Origin of the sequence: Streptomyces mobaraensis NBRC 13819 = DSM 40847 (genome assembly GCF_017916255.1) — a bacterium.
Classification (GTDB): domain Bacteria; phylum Actinomycetota; class Actinomycetes; order Streptomycetales; family Streptomycetaceae; genus Streptomyces; species Streptomyces mobaraensis.
On the sequence record NZ_CP072827.1, the window covers coordinates 4,279,906 to 4,294,065 of the forward strand.

The window sequence follows — 14,160 nt, forward strand, 5'->3', positions numbered from 1 at the left end:
GAACCGCGGGTATATGACGCCGCGCTGGGGGAGTATTGCCGGGTGCGTAAGTGGTGGGTGGGCATCGGTATCGGTATCGGGCTGGGCATGAGCCTCCTCGGGCTGCTCTTCTTCGCGACGTTCACCATTGCCGGCAACATCGCGGGTGGGGCCCGGGGCGCCGTGGGCCTGGCCAAGGGCGCGGTTCCCGTGGAGTACCAACCGCTGATCGAGAAATGGGGCAATCTCTGCCCCGCCATTTCGCCGCCGCTGCTCGCGGCCCAGCTCTACACCGAGAGCAACTGGAATCCGAAGGCGCGGAGTCCCGCCGGTGCGCTGGGGATCGCCCAGTTCATTCCCGAGACCTGGGCGCAGTACGGGGTGGACGCCAACGGCGATGGAAACCGGGACATATGGGAACCGGCCGACGCCATCGCCTCGGCCGCGACCTACGACTGCGCCCTGGCGAAGGACGTCAAGGGCATCCCGGGCGACGCCACGAACAACATGCTGGCCGCGTACAACGCCGGCGCCTACCGCGTCATCAAGGCCGCGGGCGTCCCCGCGATCAGCGAGACCCAGGGCTACGTCAGATCCATCCGCGACCTCGAGAAGAGCTTCGCACGGCCCGTAGGCCGTGTGGCTCCCTCGCAGCAGGCCGCCGGGGCGATCTACTTCGCGCAGGAGCAGCTGGGGAAGCCGTACCTGTGGGGCGGGGAGGGGACCGCCGCGGACGGGGGGCGGTTCGACTGTTCGGGGTTGACGAAGGCGGCTTACGCGTCCGTCGGGATCGAGTTGCCGCGGGTCGCGAACGACCAGTGGAACGCCGGGCCGCACCCGAAGCGGGACGAGCTGATGCCGGGGGACCTCGTCTTCTTCGCGCACAATCTGAACGACCCGCGATCCATCCATCACGTGGGGCTGTACGTGGGCGGCGGTTACATGATCAACGCGCCGCACACGGGTGCCGTGAACCGGTTCGACAAAATCGACACGCCGGATTACATCGGTGCCACGCGCGTGACGGACGCGGGGGCGAAGGCGTTGCCCAGGGCGAACGGCGTGTGAACCCTGGGCCTCCTGCTCCGCCCCTGGTCACCCTTGGATAACGTCCTGGTGATCATTGAGTGGAGAGCGGAACGCCGGGTCGGACGGGCGCGTTCCATGGGGGTGGGCGAGCCGCGCCCCACCATGGGCGCACGGACCACGGGGGTTTGGCAGCTGCACCGAGCTACAGGCGACAGATAAGGGGGCACCACATGCCCGGACACGAGGCGGTCCATCCCCTGGCGGAGGCCAAGGGAGGCTCGTCGGGCCCCGACGTCAGCCTGCTGTACGACATCAACGGGCTGGCCAAGGACGCCCCGGGCTGGTTCGACCACACGATGGAGTTCGTCGGCGAGTACGGAATCGTCATCGGACTCGGCTTACTGATGGTCTGTGCGTGGTGGAGCGTGCGCCGCGGCCCGGACGCCCCCGGGGGCGTCGCCGCGCTGCTGTGGGCGCCCCTGGCGGCCGGTCTGGCGCTGCTGGTCAACGTGCCGATCCGCGGCTTCGTGCGGCGACCCCGCCCGTTCCTGGAGCACCAGGGGCTCGACGTGCTGGTCAAGGGCAAGACGGACTTCTCGTTCGTCAGTGATCACGCCACGCTCACCATGGCGCTGGGCGTCGGGCTGTTCGTGGCGCACCGCCGGTACGGGCTGGTCGGGATCGGCCTCGCCTTCCTGGAGGGGTTCTGCCGGGTGTTCATGGGGGTGCACTACCCCACGGACGTGATCGGCGGCCTGGCGCTCGGCACCGCCGTGGTGCTGCTGCTGGCGCCGCTGGCGATGATGCTGCTGACGCCGCTGGCCGGGTGGGTCGCCGCGTCGCGGGCCGGGTGGCTCGTACGGTCGCGGAGCGCGCCCGCGCCGGTGGCGCTCCCGGAGGAGCCGGACGGTGCCGGGGTCACGGGGCGTCAGCCGCAGCGGCACGACAAGGGGTTGGCCGCGTAGGCGGCCCGTACGGGCGCGGCCCCGGACCGCTGAGGAACAGCGGTCCGGGGCCGCGCCCGTCTCACAGCGCCTGCGGGAAGTCGAACACGCGCTGCGGGTCGTACTGCCGCTTCAGCTTCGTCAGGCGGTCCGCCGCGTCCCCGTAGTAGGCCCGGCGCCAGTCCTTCAGGCCCGCGTCCGCGTAGTTCTGGTAGGCGGCGCCGGACGCGTACCGGCGCATCGCCGTGTGGACGCCGTCCAGCCAGGCGACCTGCGGGCCGCCGGACGCCGAGGCGCCCCACGAGGTGAGGTACTGGGCCAGGAACCGCGAGCGGCGGTGCACGAACGCCGTGTCCAGCGGCTTGACGCGGTTGACCGCGCCGCCGAGCGCCGTGAGCTGGATCGATCCGCCGCCGCCCCCGCCCTTGCGGCCGAACCGCTCGGTCTGGTCGAGGAGGGTGCGGATGCCGGCCGCGTTCAGCGAGCGGTCGTAGAAGTCGGAGCGCGCGGCGTACGTCTCGCGGCCGAGCTTGCCGGCCTTGTCGCGGCCCGGGGTGCGGCCGGGCAGGTGGGACTGGGCGAGAGTGAGGTCGGCGACGCCCGCGTAGCGGCGCATGGCGTCCAGGTACGAGCGGCTGCGCACCGAGATGCTCGCCTTGCCGCCGCCGACCTTGGCGGCCAGCTTGTCCAGCGCGTTGGCGAGGCCGCTCTTGGTACCGAGGGAGAAGGCGGCGACGGCGATGCGCGGGGTGCGGCCGGGGGTGACGGACAGGTCGCAGGCGGACCAGATCTCGTCGGGCTGGGTCGGCCCCCACTCCTGCCAGGCGCGGAGGACGTCGGCGGCCTTGGCCCAGGGCCAGGAGACGTAGCCGGTGACGCCGTCGCCCACCCGGCGGGTGCGGAAGCGGAGTTCGGTGACGACGCCGAAGTTGCCGTTGCCGGCGCCGCGCAGGGCCCAGAAGAGGTCGGGGTTGCGCTTGGCGTCGCACTCGACGGTCTTGCCGTCGGCGGTGACGAGGGTGGCGCCGGTGAGGCTGTCGCAGGTCAGGCCGTACGCCCGGGAGAGGACGCCGTGGCCGCCGCCGAGGGTGAGGCCGGAGACGCCGACCGTGGGGCAGGAGCCCGCGGGGATGGTGACGCCGCTCGCCGCCAGGCCGGTGTAGACGTCGATGAGCTTGGCGCCGGCGCCGATGGCGGCGGAGGACGAGGTGGGGGTGCGGATGGTCCTCAGCCGCGAGACGTCGAGCACGAGCCGCCCGTCGCCGCCCGACCAACCCGCGTAGCTGTGGCCGCCGTTGCGTATGGACACCGGTATGGAGAAGCGGCGGGCGAAGGAGAGGCAGGCGGCTATGTCCTGGGTGCCCGCGACGTAGGCGACGCCGGCCGGGCGCTGCCCGTCGTAGCGGGTGTTGTACAGCTGCCGGGCGGTGACGTAGTCGGCGTCGTCCGGGCGGATGATGCCGCCCTTGAGGCCCTTGCCGAGGGCCGTCCAGTCGGCCGCCCGCACCTTGGCGGAGCGGGCGGTGGTGCGGGCCGCGGTGGCCGTCGGGGCCGCGGTCGCGGTGCCGCCCGCGAGGGCGGGCGCGGCCCAGGCCGCCGCCGTCAGTCCCGTCGCCGCCGTCAGCAGTGTGCGCCTGTCCATGGTGCGTTCGCCCCCGTTGTTCCCGTGTGCCCTGATCCCCGTTCCGACGTAAGGAACAGATGATCAGGGCGGGGGAACGGTTCCCGGGCGGGGGCGAGGGGGTCAGTGGCCGGTCTGTGCCAGGTGGCCGTCGGCGTCGGTGCGGGCCTGGGAACGGGCCCGGCGGGCCGGGCCGAGCCAGCCGCAGGTGCAGCGGGCCGAGCAGAAGGCGCCGCGTTCGCTGGTGCTGACGTGGTGTTCTGGGGCGGCGGGGGACGGTATGGAGGGCCGCGCGGAGCGCTGTGCTGGGTGCGTCTCGGACACACCACCACGCTACCGGTCGGGCCGGCCCCCGTCCGCCGCCTTCCGCGACCGTGACGGCGGCCGGGACGCGGTCGTTGGAAGAGAACAGGTTCCACCAGCGCGCGGCAGGGAGCTGACGGTCATGGCGGTGCAGGGGCACGGACGCGGGGCCGCGGTGGCCACGGCGGTGGCGGGCGGCCTCGCCCTCGGTCTGCTGGTGACGGGCTGCGCCGAACTGGAGCCGGGCGACGGGTCGCGGGACGCCCTCGGCGTCGGGCACGGCGGCGTCGGGCGGGCGGTGCGGACGGCCGACGAGGCCCGGCCGGGAGGGGCGGTCGAGGCGCTGCGCGGGGTACCGGAGGCGCTGGCCGCGGCGGGCGGCGCCCGGGTCCGTACCGTCATGGAGACGGAGAGCGGCGGGACGCGGCTGACGATCCGGGGCGTCGGCGTCTACGACTTCGCGCGGCCGGCCGGGAGGTTGACGGTGCTGGTGCCCGAGGACGCCCGGGGGGACGCCGAGCACCGGCCGATCACCGAGGTGTTCACGCCGGGCGCGCTGTACATGCGGAACCGGGGCGCGGGCGTCCCGGCCGACAAGTGGGTCCGCCTCGACACGGGTGCCCTCGCCGACGGCGACCTCCTCACCAGCGGGGCCACGGATCCGCTCGCGGCGGGCGAACTGCTCGGTGGCGCGCGGGAGGTCGCGTACACGCGCGACGAGGGCGTGGACGGCGCCCCCGTGCGGCACTACTGGGGGAAGGTCGACCTGGCGGAGGCGGCGCGCCGGGCGCCGGCCCGCGACCGGGCGGCGCTGGCCGCGGCGGCGAAAGGGTTCTCCTCGGGGACCGTGGCCTTCGACGCCTTCCTCGACGACGCGGGCCGGGCGCGCGTCCTGCGGTACCGGTTCAGCGTGGCGGAGGAGGCGGAGCGGGCCGCCCGGCCCTCGTCCGGGCCGTCGTCTCCCGGCGCCGGCGGGCCGATGACGGTGGTCTCCACCGTCGAACTCACCTCGTACGGATTCGCATCCGACATCCGTCTCCCGGCGCCCGCCGATATTTATGCGGGGACGGTCGCCTCACCCCGCAAATAGCGGAGCCGGAGCCGGTTGGCCATGGAAATGGTCCTTCTGTGCCATGCGCGGCGTGTGTACCGATCACTAATCTGGAAACCGGACCCTCGTAAGACGCCCGGCCGGTTCGGCCGGCCGGAGGCCAGTGAGTTACTCCCGTACCAGACACGCAAGGCCCGAGGAGGTGAATCACGTGGTTTCGCGGCGCGGTTCGGCACCCGGTCCGGATCCCGTGGCCCTCATCGAGATCGACCTCTACGGCGAGTTGATGATCGCCGCCACGGGCGCGGCCGAGGATCGGCTGAGTCCGGACCGGATCGACGAGGTGCTCAGAGTCGTACGGCCCCGGTCCCGGCGGTCGGCGCCGCCGGGGGACGCGGACGGCTGAGACGGGGGGCGCTTCGGGGCGGCGCTTCGGAGCGATGGCGTTCCGGGGTGGCGGCTCGTACGCCCCCGGCTCCGGCCGCGAGCCACCCCGCCCGGGCGGGGCTCAGGACCGCAGTAGCCGCGCGATGGCCGCCGTCGCCTCGGCGACCTTGGTGTCGATCTCGTCGCCGCCCTTGACCGCCGCGTCGGCGACGCAGTGCCGCAGGTGCTCCTGGAGCAGCTGGAGGGCGAAGGACTGCAGCGCCTTGGTGCCCGCGGAGACCTGGGTGAGTATGTCGATGCAGTAGACGTCCTCCTCGACCATGCGCTGGAGGCCGCGGATCTGGCCCTCGATCCTGCGCAGTCGCTTGAGGTGCTGGTCCTTCTGGTGGCTGTAGCCGTGGGGGCCGTGGTGCGTCCCGGCGCTGTGAGCATTGTCGCTTCCGGTGGCCCCGGCGGCTCCGGTGGTCTCCGCGGCGGGAGCGGGTCCGCCGTGGCAGGACGCCGCGGCCGGTTCGCCGGTGCCGGCCGCTGTCGTTCCCGTGGTGGTCATGGCGTCCTCCGTTGTCCCGCGCGTTCCGCGCCGTCGGGCGGCACGTCACCGTCCGTTCGGGGGCGGTGCCGCGGTGCGTCCCGTGTGGCTGTCCGGCTTATACCCCATGTGCATACCCCTACCGGGTATATGTTACCGAAATCCCCGGCGCACGGCCGTGGAGAGGGTGGTACCGGCTTGGTGTGCACTCTGCCCGATGGGCGACACTGAGGGAATGCCAGTTAGCTGTGGCCGGATGATGCGCCTAGCATCAACGAGACCGAATCCGCTGCACCCCGAGGATCCCACGTGCGCTTTCGTCTGACCCCCAGGGAGACGAGCTTCTACGACATGTTCGCCGCGTCCGCGGACAACATCGTCACGGGCTCCAAGCTCCTGATGGAACTGCTCGGTGCGGAGCCGTCCGCCCGGGCCGAGATCGCCGAGCGGATGCGGGCAGCGGAGCACGCCGGGGACGACGCGACCCACGCGATCTTCCACCAGCTGAACTCCTCGTTCATCACGCCGTTCGACCGCGAGGACATCTACTCCCTCGCGTCCTCGCTCGACGACATCATGGACTTCATGGAAGAGGCGGTCGACCTGGTCGTCCTCTACCAGATCGAGGAACTGCCGAAGGGCGTCGAGCAGCAGATCGAGGTCCTCGCGCGAGCCGCCGAGCTCACCGCCGAGGCCATGCCGAACCTGCGCACGATGACCAACCTCACCGAGTACTGGATCGAGGTCAACCGCCTGGAGAACCAGGCCGACCAGATCCACCGCAAGCTGCTCGCCCACCTCTTCAACGGCAAGTACGACGCCATCGAGGTGCTCAAGCTGAAGCAGGTGGTGGACGTACTGGAAGAGGCGGCGGACGCGTTCGAGCACGTCGCGAACACGGTCGAGACCATCGCGGTCAAGGAGTCCTGACCTCCGGTGGATACGTTCGCACTTGTCGTGACCATCGCGGTCGCGCTCGGATTCACCTATACCAACGGCTTTCACGACTCCGCGAACGCCATCGCCACCTCGGTCTCCACGCGGGCGCTGACCCCGCGCGCGGCCCTGGCGATGGCGGCGGTCATGAACCTCGCCGGTGCCTTCCTGGGCAGCGGTGTCGCCAAGACCGTCAGCAAGGGCCTGATCGAGACGCCGGTCGGCGACAAGGGGATGGGCATCCTCTTCGCCGCACTGGTCGGCGCGGTCGTCTGGAACCTGGTGACCTGGTACTTCGGTCTGCCGTCGTCGTCCAGTCACGCGCTGTTCGGCGGCATGGTGGGCGCGGCGCTCGCGGGCGGGACGACCGTCATCTGGTCGGGCGTCGTCGAGAAGGTCGTCATCCCGATGTTCCTCTCGCCGTTCGTCGGCCTGGTCATCGGCTATCTGGTGATGGTCGTGATCATGTGGATGTTCCGGAAGGCCAACCCGCACAAGGCGAAGCGGGGCTTCCGGATCGCCCAGACCGTCTCCGCGGCGGGCATGGCCCTGGGGCACGGTCTGCAGGATGCCCAGAAGACGATGGGCATCGTGGTGATGGCCCTCGTCATCGGTGACGTCCAGGACAAGGACGCCGCGATTCCGCTCTGGGTCAAGCTGGTCTGCGCGATCACGCTGTCGCTGGGGACGTACGCGGGTGGCTGGCGCATCATGCGGACGCTGGGGCGGCGGATCATCGAGCTGGACCCGCCGCAGGGGTTCGCCGCCGAGACGACGGCCGCTTCCGTGATGTACACGGCCTCGTTCATGTTCCACGCGCCGATCTCCACGACGCATGTGATCACTTCCGCGATCATGGGTGTCGGGTCCACTAAGGGGCCGCGGGCCGTGCGGTGGGGTGTCGCGAAGAACATCGTGATGGGCTGGTTCATCACCATGCCGGCCGCGGCGATCGTCGCCGCGCTGAGCTATTGGATCGTGCAGCTCGCCTTCGGGTGATCTCCGCTGTCGAACGGATCGGGCCCGCCCCCTGCCACCCAGGGGGCGGGCCCTTTTCGCTCCGCGGCGGCACCGCCATGCAGCGCCGCGGGGCGAGTCGGTGGGGTTGCCCCGGGCCCGCCCTTTCGCCGTTTCCCTGGGGGCTGCGCCCCCAGACCCCCCTTTTCGCGGCTTCGCCGCTCGTCCTCAATCGCCGGACGGGCTGAACAGTCAGCCCGTCCGGCGATTGAGGACGAGCGCGCGGAGCGCGGTTTCGGGGGTGCGGGGGCTTGCCCCCGCGAGAAACGGTGAAAGGGCGGGACCGGGGCACCAGCCGCCCGCAGGGCCTACCCGAAGCGCCCCGAGATGTAGTCCTCCGTCGCCTGCACCGACGGGTTGGAGAAGATCCGCTCCGTGTCGTCGATCTCGACGAGCTTGCCGGGCTGGCCCACGCCCGCCAGGTTGAAGAAGGCCGTGCGGTCGGAGACGCGCGCCGCCTGCTGCATGTTGTGGGTCACGATGACGATCGTGAACCGTTCCTTCAGCTCGCCGATGAGGTCCTCGATGGCGAGGGTGGAGATCGGGTCGAGGGCCGAGCAGGGTTCGTCCATCAGCAGGACCTGGGGTTCGACGGCGATGGCGCGGGCGATGCAGAGGCGCTGCTGCTGGCCGCCGGAGAGGCCGGCGCCGGGCTTGCCGAGGCGGTCCTTGACCTCCTTCCAGAGGTTGGCGCCCTGGAGGGACTTCTCGACGATCGCGTCCAGTTCGGACTTGCGGACCCGGCCGCCGTTGAGGCGGATGCCGGCGGCGACGTTCTCGTAGATGGACATGGTCGGGAACGGGTTGGGGCGCTGGAAGACCATGCCGACCGTGCGGCGGACGGAGACGGGGTCGACGCCGGAGCCGTAGAGGTTCTCGTCGTCGAGCATCACCTTGCCCTCTACGCGTCCGCCCGGGGTCACCTCGTGCATTCGGTTGAGGGTGCGCAGGAAGGTGGACTTGCCGCAGCCGGAGGGGCCGATGAAGGCGGTCACCGAGCGGGGTTCGACGGTCATGGAGATGTCGTCGATGGCCTTGTGGGCGCCGTAGTAGGCGGAGAGGCCGCTGACGTCGATGCGCTTGGCCATGGGATCACTTCTGCTTTCGGTATGGCGGTGCGGTGGGGCGGGAGGAAGACGGTCAGCGACCGGCCTTGGGGGCCTTCCAGCGGGCGATGCCCCGGGCCACCAGGTTGAGGATCATGACGAAGGCGATCAGGACGAGGGCCGCTCCCCAGGCGCGGTCGTAGCTGGCGTCGTTCCCGGCCGCCCACTGCTCGTAGATGTAGTACGGCAGCGAGGACTGCGCCCCCTCGAACGGGTTGTTGTTGATCGCCTGGGAGCCGAAGACCAGCAACACGATGGGCGCGGACTCGCCGGCGACGCGGGCGACGGCGAGCATGACGCCGGTGGCGATGCCGCCGATGGCCGTCGGGAGGACGACCTTGAGGATCGTCCGCCACTTGGGCACGCCCAGGGCGAGGGACGCCTCGCGGAGCTCGTTGGGGACGAGCTTGAGCATCTCCTCGGTGGAGCGCACCACCACGGGCATCATCAGGATCGCCAGGGCCATCGAGCCGGCGAAGCCGGAGTACCCGTTGTCCATCATGATGATCCAGAAGCTGAGGATGAACAGGCCGGCGACGATCGACGGGACGCCGGTCATCACGTCCACGAAGAACGTCACGGCCCGCGCGAGCCGGCCGCGGCCGTACTCCACCAGGTAGACGGCGGTCAGCAGGCCCACCGGCGCGGCGATGGCGGTGGCGATGCCGACCTGCTCCAGGGTGCCGATGATCGCGTGGTAGACGCCGCCGCCGGGCTGGATGGTGAGCACGCCGGCCATGGAGTGCGAGAGGAAGCCGCCGTCGAGGACCTTGGAGCCGCGGGCGATGGTCTCCCAGATCAGCGAGACCAGCGGGACGACGGCGATCAGGAAGCACATCCAGACCAGGCTGGTGGCGAGCCGGTCCTTGGCCTGCCGGCGGCCCTCTACCCGGGCGGTGAAGCCGTAGGTCAGGGCGACGTAGAGCACGGCGGCGATCAGGCCCCACTGCACCTTGCTGTCCATCCCGGCGCCGAGGCCGATGCCGCAGCCGATGGCGAGGGCGAGGGCGGCCAGGGCGGCGGGGGCCCAGCGCGGCAGCCGGGGCCGGTGCAGGCCGGGGGTCGGCTCGGACGCGTCGTCGGCGGTCGCGGGACGGTTCATGGTCACGTCGCTCACGAGAACTCCTTGCGGCGGGCGATGATCATCCGGGCCGCGCCGTTGACCAGCAGGGTGAGGAGGAACAGGACGAGGCCGGAGGCGATGAGCGCGTCCTTGCCGGTCTCGCCGGACTCCTTGAAGCTGCTCGCGATGTTCTGGGCGAAGGTGCCGCCGCCCGGGTCGAGGAGGCTCGTGGAGATCAGGAAGCTGGGGGAGAGGACGGTCGCGACGGCCATCGTCTCGCCGAGGGCGCGGCCGAGGCCGAGCATCGAGGCGCTGATGACGCCGGAGCGGCCGAAGGGCAGGACCGCGGTCCTGATGACCTCCCAGCGGGTGGCGCCGAGGGCCAGGGCGGCCTCCTCGTGCATCTTCGGCGCTTGGAGGAAGACCTCACGGCTGACGCTGGTGACGATCGGCAGGATCATGATCGCCAGCAGGATGCCGATGGTGAACAGCGAGCGCGCGGCGCCGTCGTGGTACGCGAGGACGCCGGTCCAGCCGAAGTACTCGTCCAGCCAGCCGTAGAGCCCGCCGAGGTGCGGCACGAGGAACAGGGCGCCCCACAGGCCGTACACGATCGACGGCACGGCGGCCAGCAGGTCGATGACGTACGACAGCGGCGCGGCCAGCTTGCGCGGCGCGTAGTGCGAGATGAACAGCGCGATGCCGACGGCCACGGGGACGGCGAGGACCATCGCGATCAGCGAGCTGACCACGGTGCCGAAGGCGAGGACCGCGATGCCGAAGACCGGCGGGTCGGCGTTGGCCTTCCAGTCGAACGTGGTGAGGAAGTTGCCCTCGTCGACGGAGAGCGCGTGGGCGGCGCGGACGGTGAGGAAGACCGCGATGGCGGCCATGATCACCAGGAGGAGGACGCCGGAGCCGCGGGAGAGCCCGAGGAAGATCCGGTCGCCGGGGCGGACCGTGCTCTTCGACTTCTTCGTCCTGGTCCCCTGCGCGGGGGCGGGCTCGGCCGCCGAGGGGTCGGGGGAGGCCGGGCCGGGTGGCCGGTCGGCCGGTGCCGGGTTGGTTATGTCCATGTCCTTCACGGAATTCTCCGGTCTGCGGGGCCGGACGCGCTGTGCGTCCGGCCCGTGGCGCGGCGGTGCACCGGATCGTGCGAACGCCCGCGGGGGAGCGGTCGCACGGGGGTTCAGGAGAGGCTCGCGACGTTCTCGCGGACCTTCTTGGCGATCTCGGCGGGCAGCGGCGCGTAGCCGAGCTGCTTCAGCACGGACTGGCCGTCCTCACTGGCGATGTAGGTGAGGAAGGACTTGGCGGCCGGCAGCGTCTCGGCCTTGTTGCCCTTGTCGCCGATGATCTCGTAGGTCACCAGGGTGAGCGGGTAGGCGCCCTCGGCCTTGGTGGTGTAGTTGAGCTTGAGCGCCAGGTCCTTGCCGGTGCCGGTGATCTTGGCCTCGGCGATGGCCTTGGACGCGTTGTCCGGCGTGGCCTCGACCGGGGCGGAGGCGCCGGTGTTGAGCTTCACCGTCTTGATGCTGCTGGCGGTGGCGTAGGACAGCTCGAAGTACGAGATGGCGCCCTGCACCTGCTTGACCTGCGAGGAGACACCGGCCGAACCGTCCGCCGCCTGGCCGCCCTTGGGGGCCCACGCCTTGGCGGGCGCGTACGGCCACGAGTTGCCGGCCGCGGCCTTGAGGTACTTGGTGAAGTTGTCGGTGGTGCCCGACTCGTCCGAGCGGTGGAACGCCTGGATCTTGATGTCCGGGAGCTTGGCGTCCTTGTTGAGCTTGGCGATCGCCTCGTCGTTCCACTTCTCGATCTTGCCGTCGAAGATCTTGGCGAGGGTGTCGGCGTCGAGGACCAGGTTGTCCACGCCCGGCAGGTTGTAGCCGACGGCGATGGGGCCGCCCACCATGGGCAGGTTGATGCCCTGACCGCCCTTGACGACGTCCTTGGACTTGGCGACCTCCTCCGGCTTCAGCGGCGAGTCGGAGCCCGCGAAGGCGGTCTTGCCCTGGAGGAACTCCTGGATGCCGGCGCCGGATCCGGTGGCCTTGTAGTTGATCTGGATGTCCTTGCAGGCGGACATGAAGTTCTTGACCCACAGGTCCATCGCGTTCTTCTGCGCGGACGAGCCGGAGGCCAGGAGCTGGCCCTTGCCCTCGCACTTGACGTTCGACGCGGTCTTGGCGGTGCCGTTGCCCCCCTGGCCGCTGTCGCTGTTGTCGTCCGAGCCGCACGCCGTGAGGACCAGGGCGCCGGAGACGGCGATGGCGCCGAAGGCGACGGCCCGGAGCCGGTTCTTGCGCTGAAGCTTCACTTTCGGGTGTTCCTTCCGGGAGCCGCCGCTGGGGCGGCGTGCGAGAGGTATGTGGTGCGGTGTCGGGATTCTGCGGTGTCCGGTCGTGGGTGCGGAGTGGCCGCACACGGGTGGCGACCGCCCAGCCCCTGTTCTACGGCCGAAATTAAGCAGATCAGGTGAAGCCGTCGAAGGAGCGAGGTGAACGAGGGGTGAACCTCGGCCGTCAGGGCGGTGGCAGCGGGCGGGGCCACGGGACCGCGGGATTCGGGGCGGCGGCACCGAATGAATCGCGCCAGCGCGGGATTCCGGACAACTGTGACGCAGATCTCTGTCGGTTGGGCCGCCCCCGTGACACGATCCGTTCCGCGCGTTGCGGCATGTGAGGACGTGGCGTTCGAGTCGCGGAGGTATCCGGTGGGGCGGAACGGCGGAGCCGTTGGTGGCGTGGGCAGGGACGTCGCGGGAGGCGCGCGGACCGGCAGACCCGAGCACCGGACGCCGGTGTTCCGCAGAGTGGTCGTCGCGACGGCCGTCGTCTGCGCCGCCGTGACCGCCGGCGCCGCGCTCCCGCAGGCCGCCTGGGCCGACCCGGCGCCGCCCACGAAGAGCCTGGAAGAGGTCCACCAGGAGGTGGAGGCCCTCTACCGCAAGGCCGAGTCGGCCACGGACGCGTACAACGCGGCGGACGAGCAGAGCCGGCTCCAGGAGAAGAACGTCGGCGACCTCACCAAGCAGGTCTCCGCCGCCCAGGAGCGGGTGCGCGAGCTCAAGGACCGGGTCGGCGAGCTGGCCCGCACCCAGTACCGCACCGGCGGGCTGGCGCCGTCCACGCGGCTGTTCCTGGCCCGCTCGCCCGAGGAGTTCCTCGACGCGCTCGACACCACCCGCCGGGGCCAGGACGCCACCCGCCGGCTGCTGACCGAGACGGAGTCGGCCAAGGCCGAGCTGGAGAAGTACGTCAAGGCCGCCGACGAGCGGTGGAAGCGGCTCAAGGACGAGCGGAAGAAGAAGGACGAGGCGAAGAAGGAGATCGAGGCCCGCCTCGACGCCGCGAAGAAGCTGGAATCGCGCCTGGAGGAGAAGGAGCGCGAGCGGCTGCGGCAGATCGAGGAGGAGAAGGCCCGCCAGGCGCAGCGGACGTGGCTCGCCTCCGACGCCCTCAAGGGCGTCTCCCTCAAGGACGCCGGGTCGGCCACCGAGATCGGCCGCCGCGCGGTCGCGTTCGCCACCGCGCAGATAGGCAAGGACTACGTCTGGGGCGCCGTGGGCCCGGACACCTACGACTGCTCCGGCCTCACCTCCCGCGCCTGGGCGACGGCCGGCCTCGGGATACCGCGCACCTCGCAGGAGCAGTGGCGGCAGCTCCCCAAGGTCGACGTCCGGGACATGCGCCCCGGCGACCTCATCATCTACTTCTCGGACGCCAGCCACGTCGCGATGTACGTCGGCGACGGGATGATGGTGCACGCGCCGCGGCCCGGCCGGCAGGTGACGATGGCGGGGGCGGGGTCGATGCCGATCCTCGGAGTGGTGCGGCCGGGGGCGTGAGGTCGGGGGGTGCGTAACGGCGGTCACGTAACGCCCGTCACCTAACGGGGGGCATGTAGCGGTCGTCACGTAACGCCCGTCACGTATCGGCAATCACGTAGCGGTCGTCACGTAACTCCCGTCACGTAACGGCGATCACGTAATGGCCGTCACGTAACTCCCGTCACACGAGCGGCAGCACGTGAGGCGGGCCACGTAACCCACGTCACCCGGCGCCCGTTTCGCGCTCCAGAGCGGGCTTCGCACGGACTTCGGGCGACCGTGTGGCCCGTTCTCGTACGTACGTGTGCGACGTGACGTTTCTCATGACGTTTTCCTCCCGGCCCGCCCCAAAAGCGGTGTTGG

Annotated in this window: 14 protein-coding genes; 7 read left to right on the forward strand and 7 right to left on the reverse strand. The window is 70.9% G+C overall.

The features are described from left to right. The first annotated feature begins 42 nt into the window (after window positions 1-42). The gene (locus J7W19_RS18365) at window positions 43-1,047 is read left to right on the forward strand and encodes a bifunctional lytic transglycosylase/C40 family peptidase (protein WP_004955344.1); all 1,005 of its coding nucleotides are present in this window, start codon (window positions 43-45) and stop codon (window positions 1,045-1,047) included. A 191-nt stretch (window positions 1,048-1,238) separates the two neighbouring features. Beyond that, window positions 1,239-1,973: a phosphatase PAP2 family protein gene (locus J7W19_RS18370; protein ID WP_210455347.1), complete on the forward strand. Its 735-nt coding sequence runs from the start codon at window positions 1,239-1,241 to the stop codon at window positions 1,971-1,973. Window positions 1,974-2,034: 61 nt separating this feature from the next. On the opposite strand, the gene J7W19_RS18375 is transcribed toward J7W19_RS18370, so the two are convergent. Together J7W19_RS18375 and J7W19_RS18380 are read right to left on the reverse strand one after the other, a co-directional pair. Further along, on the reverse strand, window positions 2,035-3,594 hold the full coding sequence (locus J7W19_RS18375; RefSeq protein ID WP_004953624.1) for an FAD-binding oxidoreductase: 1,560 nt from the start codon (window positions 3,592-3,594) through the stop codon (window positions 2,035-2,037). A gap of 102 nt (window positions 3,595-3,696) precedes the next feature. Beyond that, window positions 3,697-3,897 carry a hypothetical protein gene (locus J7W19_RS18380; RefSeq protein WP_040892338.1) on the reverse strand — a complete coding sequence of 67 codons (201 nt, stop codon included), beginning with the start codon at window positions 3,895-3,897 and terminating at the stop codon, window positions 3,697-3,699. A gap of 121 nt (window positions 3,898-4,018) precedes the next feature. On the opposite strand from J7W19_RS18380, the gene J7W19_RS18385 reads away from it, so the two are divergent. Then, window positions 4,019-4,966, forward strand: coding sequence for a hypothetical protein (locus J7W19_RS18385; protein WP_004953621.1), 948 nt, complete (start codon window positions 4,019-4,021; stop codon window positions 4,964-4,966). A 172-nt stretch (window positions 4,967-5,138) separates the two neighbouring features. Next, complete coding sequence (locus J7W19_RS18390) at window positions 5,139-5,333, forward strand: hypothetical protein (RefSeq protein ID WP_004953618.1); 195 nt, start codon at window positions 5,139-5,141, stop codon at window positions 5,331-5,333. A 102-nt stretch (window positions 5,334-5,435) separates the two neighbouring features. Here J7W19_RS18390 and J7W19_RS18395 read toward each other — a convergent pair whose 3' ends face one another. After that, complete coding sequence (locus J7W19_RS18395; RefSeq protein ID WP_004953615.1) at window positions 5,436-5,864, reverse strand: metal-sensitive transcriptional regulator; 429 nt, start codon at window positions 5,862-5,864, stop codon at window positions 5,436-5,438. Window positions 5,865-6,152: 288 nt separating this feature from the next. Between J7W19_RS18395 and J7W19_RS18400 the strand changes: the two genes are divergently transcribed. Both J7W19_RS18400 and J7W19_RS18405 read left to right on the forward strand, forming a co-directional pair. Continuing rightward, window positions 6,153-6,773 (forward strand): DUF47 domain-containing protein, encoded by a 621-nt coding sequence (locus tag J7W19_RS18400; RefSeq protein ID WP_004953610.1) that lies wholly within the window; start codon window positions 6,153-6,155, stop codon window positions 6,771-6,773. Window positions 6,774-6,779: 6 nt separating this feature from the next. Continuing rightward, a complete protein-coding gene (locus J7W19_RS18405; protein ID WP_004953608.1) occupies window positions 6,780-7,778 on the forward strand; it encodes an inorganic phosphate transporter in 999 nt (332 codons plus the stop codon). Window positions 7,779-8,104: 326 nt separating this feature from the next. Here the strand turns inward: J7W19_RS18405 and pstB are convergent, their stop codons facing one another. The 4 genes from pstB to pstS form a co-directional block, all read right to left on the reverse strand. Continuing rightward, entirely contained in the window at window positions 8,105-8,884 is a 780-nt protein-coding gene (pstB, locus tag J7W19_RS18410) for a phosphate ABC transporter ATP-binding protein PstB (protein ID WP_004949219.1), read from the reverse strand. Window positions 8,885-8,936: 52 nt separating this feature from the next. After that, window positions 8,937-10,004, reverse strand: coding sequence for a phosphate ABC transporter permease PstA (pstA, locus tag J7W19_RS18415; protein WP_040891110.1), 1,068 nt, complete (start codon window positions 10,002-10,004; stop codon window positions 8,937-8,939). A gap of 11 nt (window positions 10,005-10,015) precedes the next feature. Continuing rightward, window positions 10,016-11,041, reverse strand: coding sequence for a phosphate ABC transporter permease subunit PstC (gene pstC, locus J7W19_RS18420; RefSeq protein ID WP_004949216.1), 1,026 nt, complete (start codon window positions 11,039-11,041; stop codon window positions 10,016-10,018). A 113-nt stretch (window positions 11,042-11,154) separates the two neighbouring features. Then, on the reverse strand, window positions 11,155-12,285 hold the full coding sequence (pstS, locus tag J7W19_RS18425) for a phosphate ABC transporter substrate-binding protein PstS (RefSeq protein ID WP_004949214.1): 1,131 nt from the start codon (window positions 12,283-12,285) through the stop codon (window positions 11,155-11,157). A 426-nt stretch (window positions 12,286-12,711) separates the two neighbouring features. On the opposite strand from pstS, the gene J7W19_RS18430 reads away from it, so the two are divergent. Further along, window positions 12,712-13,815 carry a C40 family peptidase gene (locus J7W19_RS18430; protein ID WP_004949212.1) on the forward strand — a complete coding sequence of 368 codons (1,104 nt, stop codon included), beginning with the start codon at window positions 12,712-12,714 and terminating at the stop codon, window positions 13,813-13,815. The last annotated feature ends 345 nt before the right edge of the window (window positions 13,816-14,160 follow it).

Bases quoted from the DNA above. Each gene is read 5' to 3' on its own strand.
- J7W19_RS18370 (WP_210455347.1), top strand. From the start codon at position 1,239: ATGCCCGGACACGAGGCGGTCCATCCCCTGGCGGAGGCCAAGGGAGGC.
- J7W19_RS18375 (WP_004953624.1), bottom strand. From the start codon at position 3,594: ATGGACAGGCGCACACTGCTGACGGCGGCGACGGGACTGACGGCGGCG.
- J7W19_RS18385 (WP_004953621.1), top strand. From the start codon at position 4,019: ATGGCGGTGCAGGGGCACGGACGCGGGGCCGCGGTGGCCACGGCGGTG.
- J7W19_RS18395 (WP_004953615.1), bottom strand. From the start codon at position 5,864: ATGACCACCACGGGAACGACAGCGGCCGGCACCGGCGAACCGGCCGCG.
- pstB (WP_004949219.1), bottom strand. From the start codon at position 8,884: ATGGCCAAGCGCATCGACGTCAGCGGCCTCTCCGCCTACTACGGCGCC.
- pstA (WP_040891110.1), bottom strand. From the start codon at position 10,004: ATGAACCGTCCCGCGACCGCCGACGACGCGTCCGAGCCGACCCCCGGC.
- pstC (WP_004949216.1), bottom strand. From the start codon at position 11,041: ATGGACATAACCAACCCGGCACCGGCCGACCGGCCACCCGGCCCGGCC.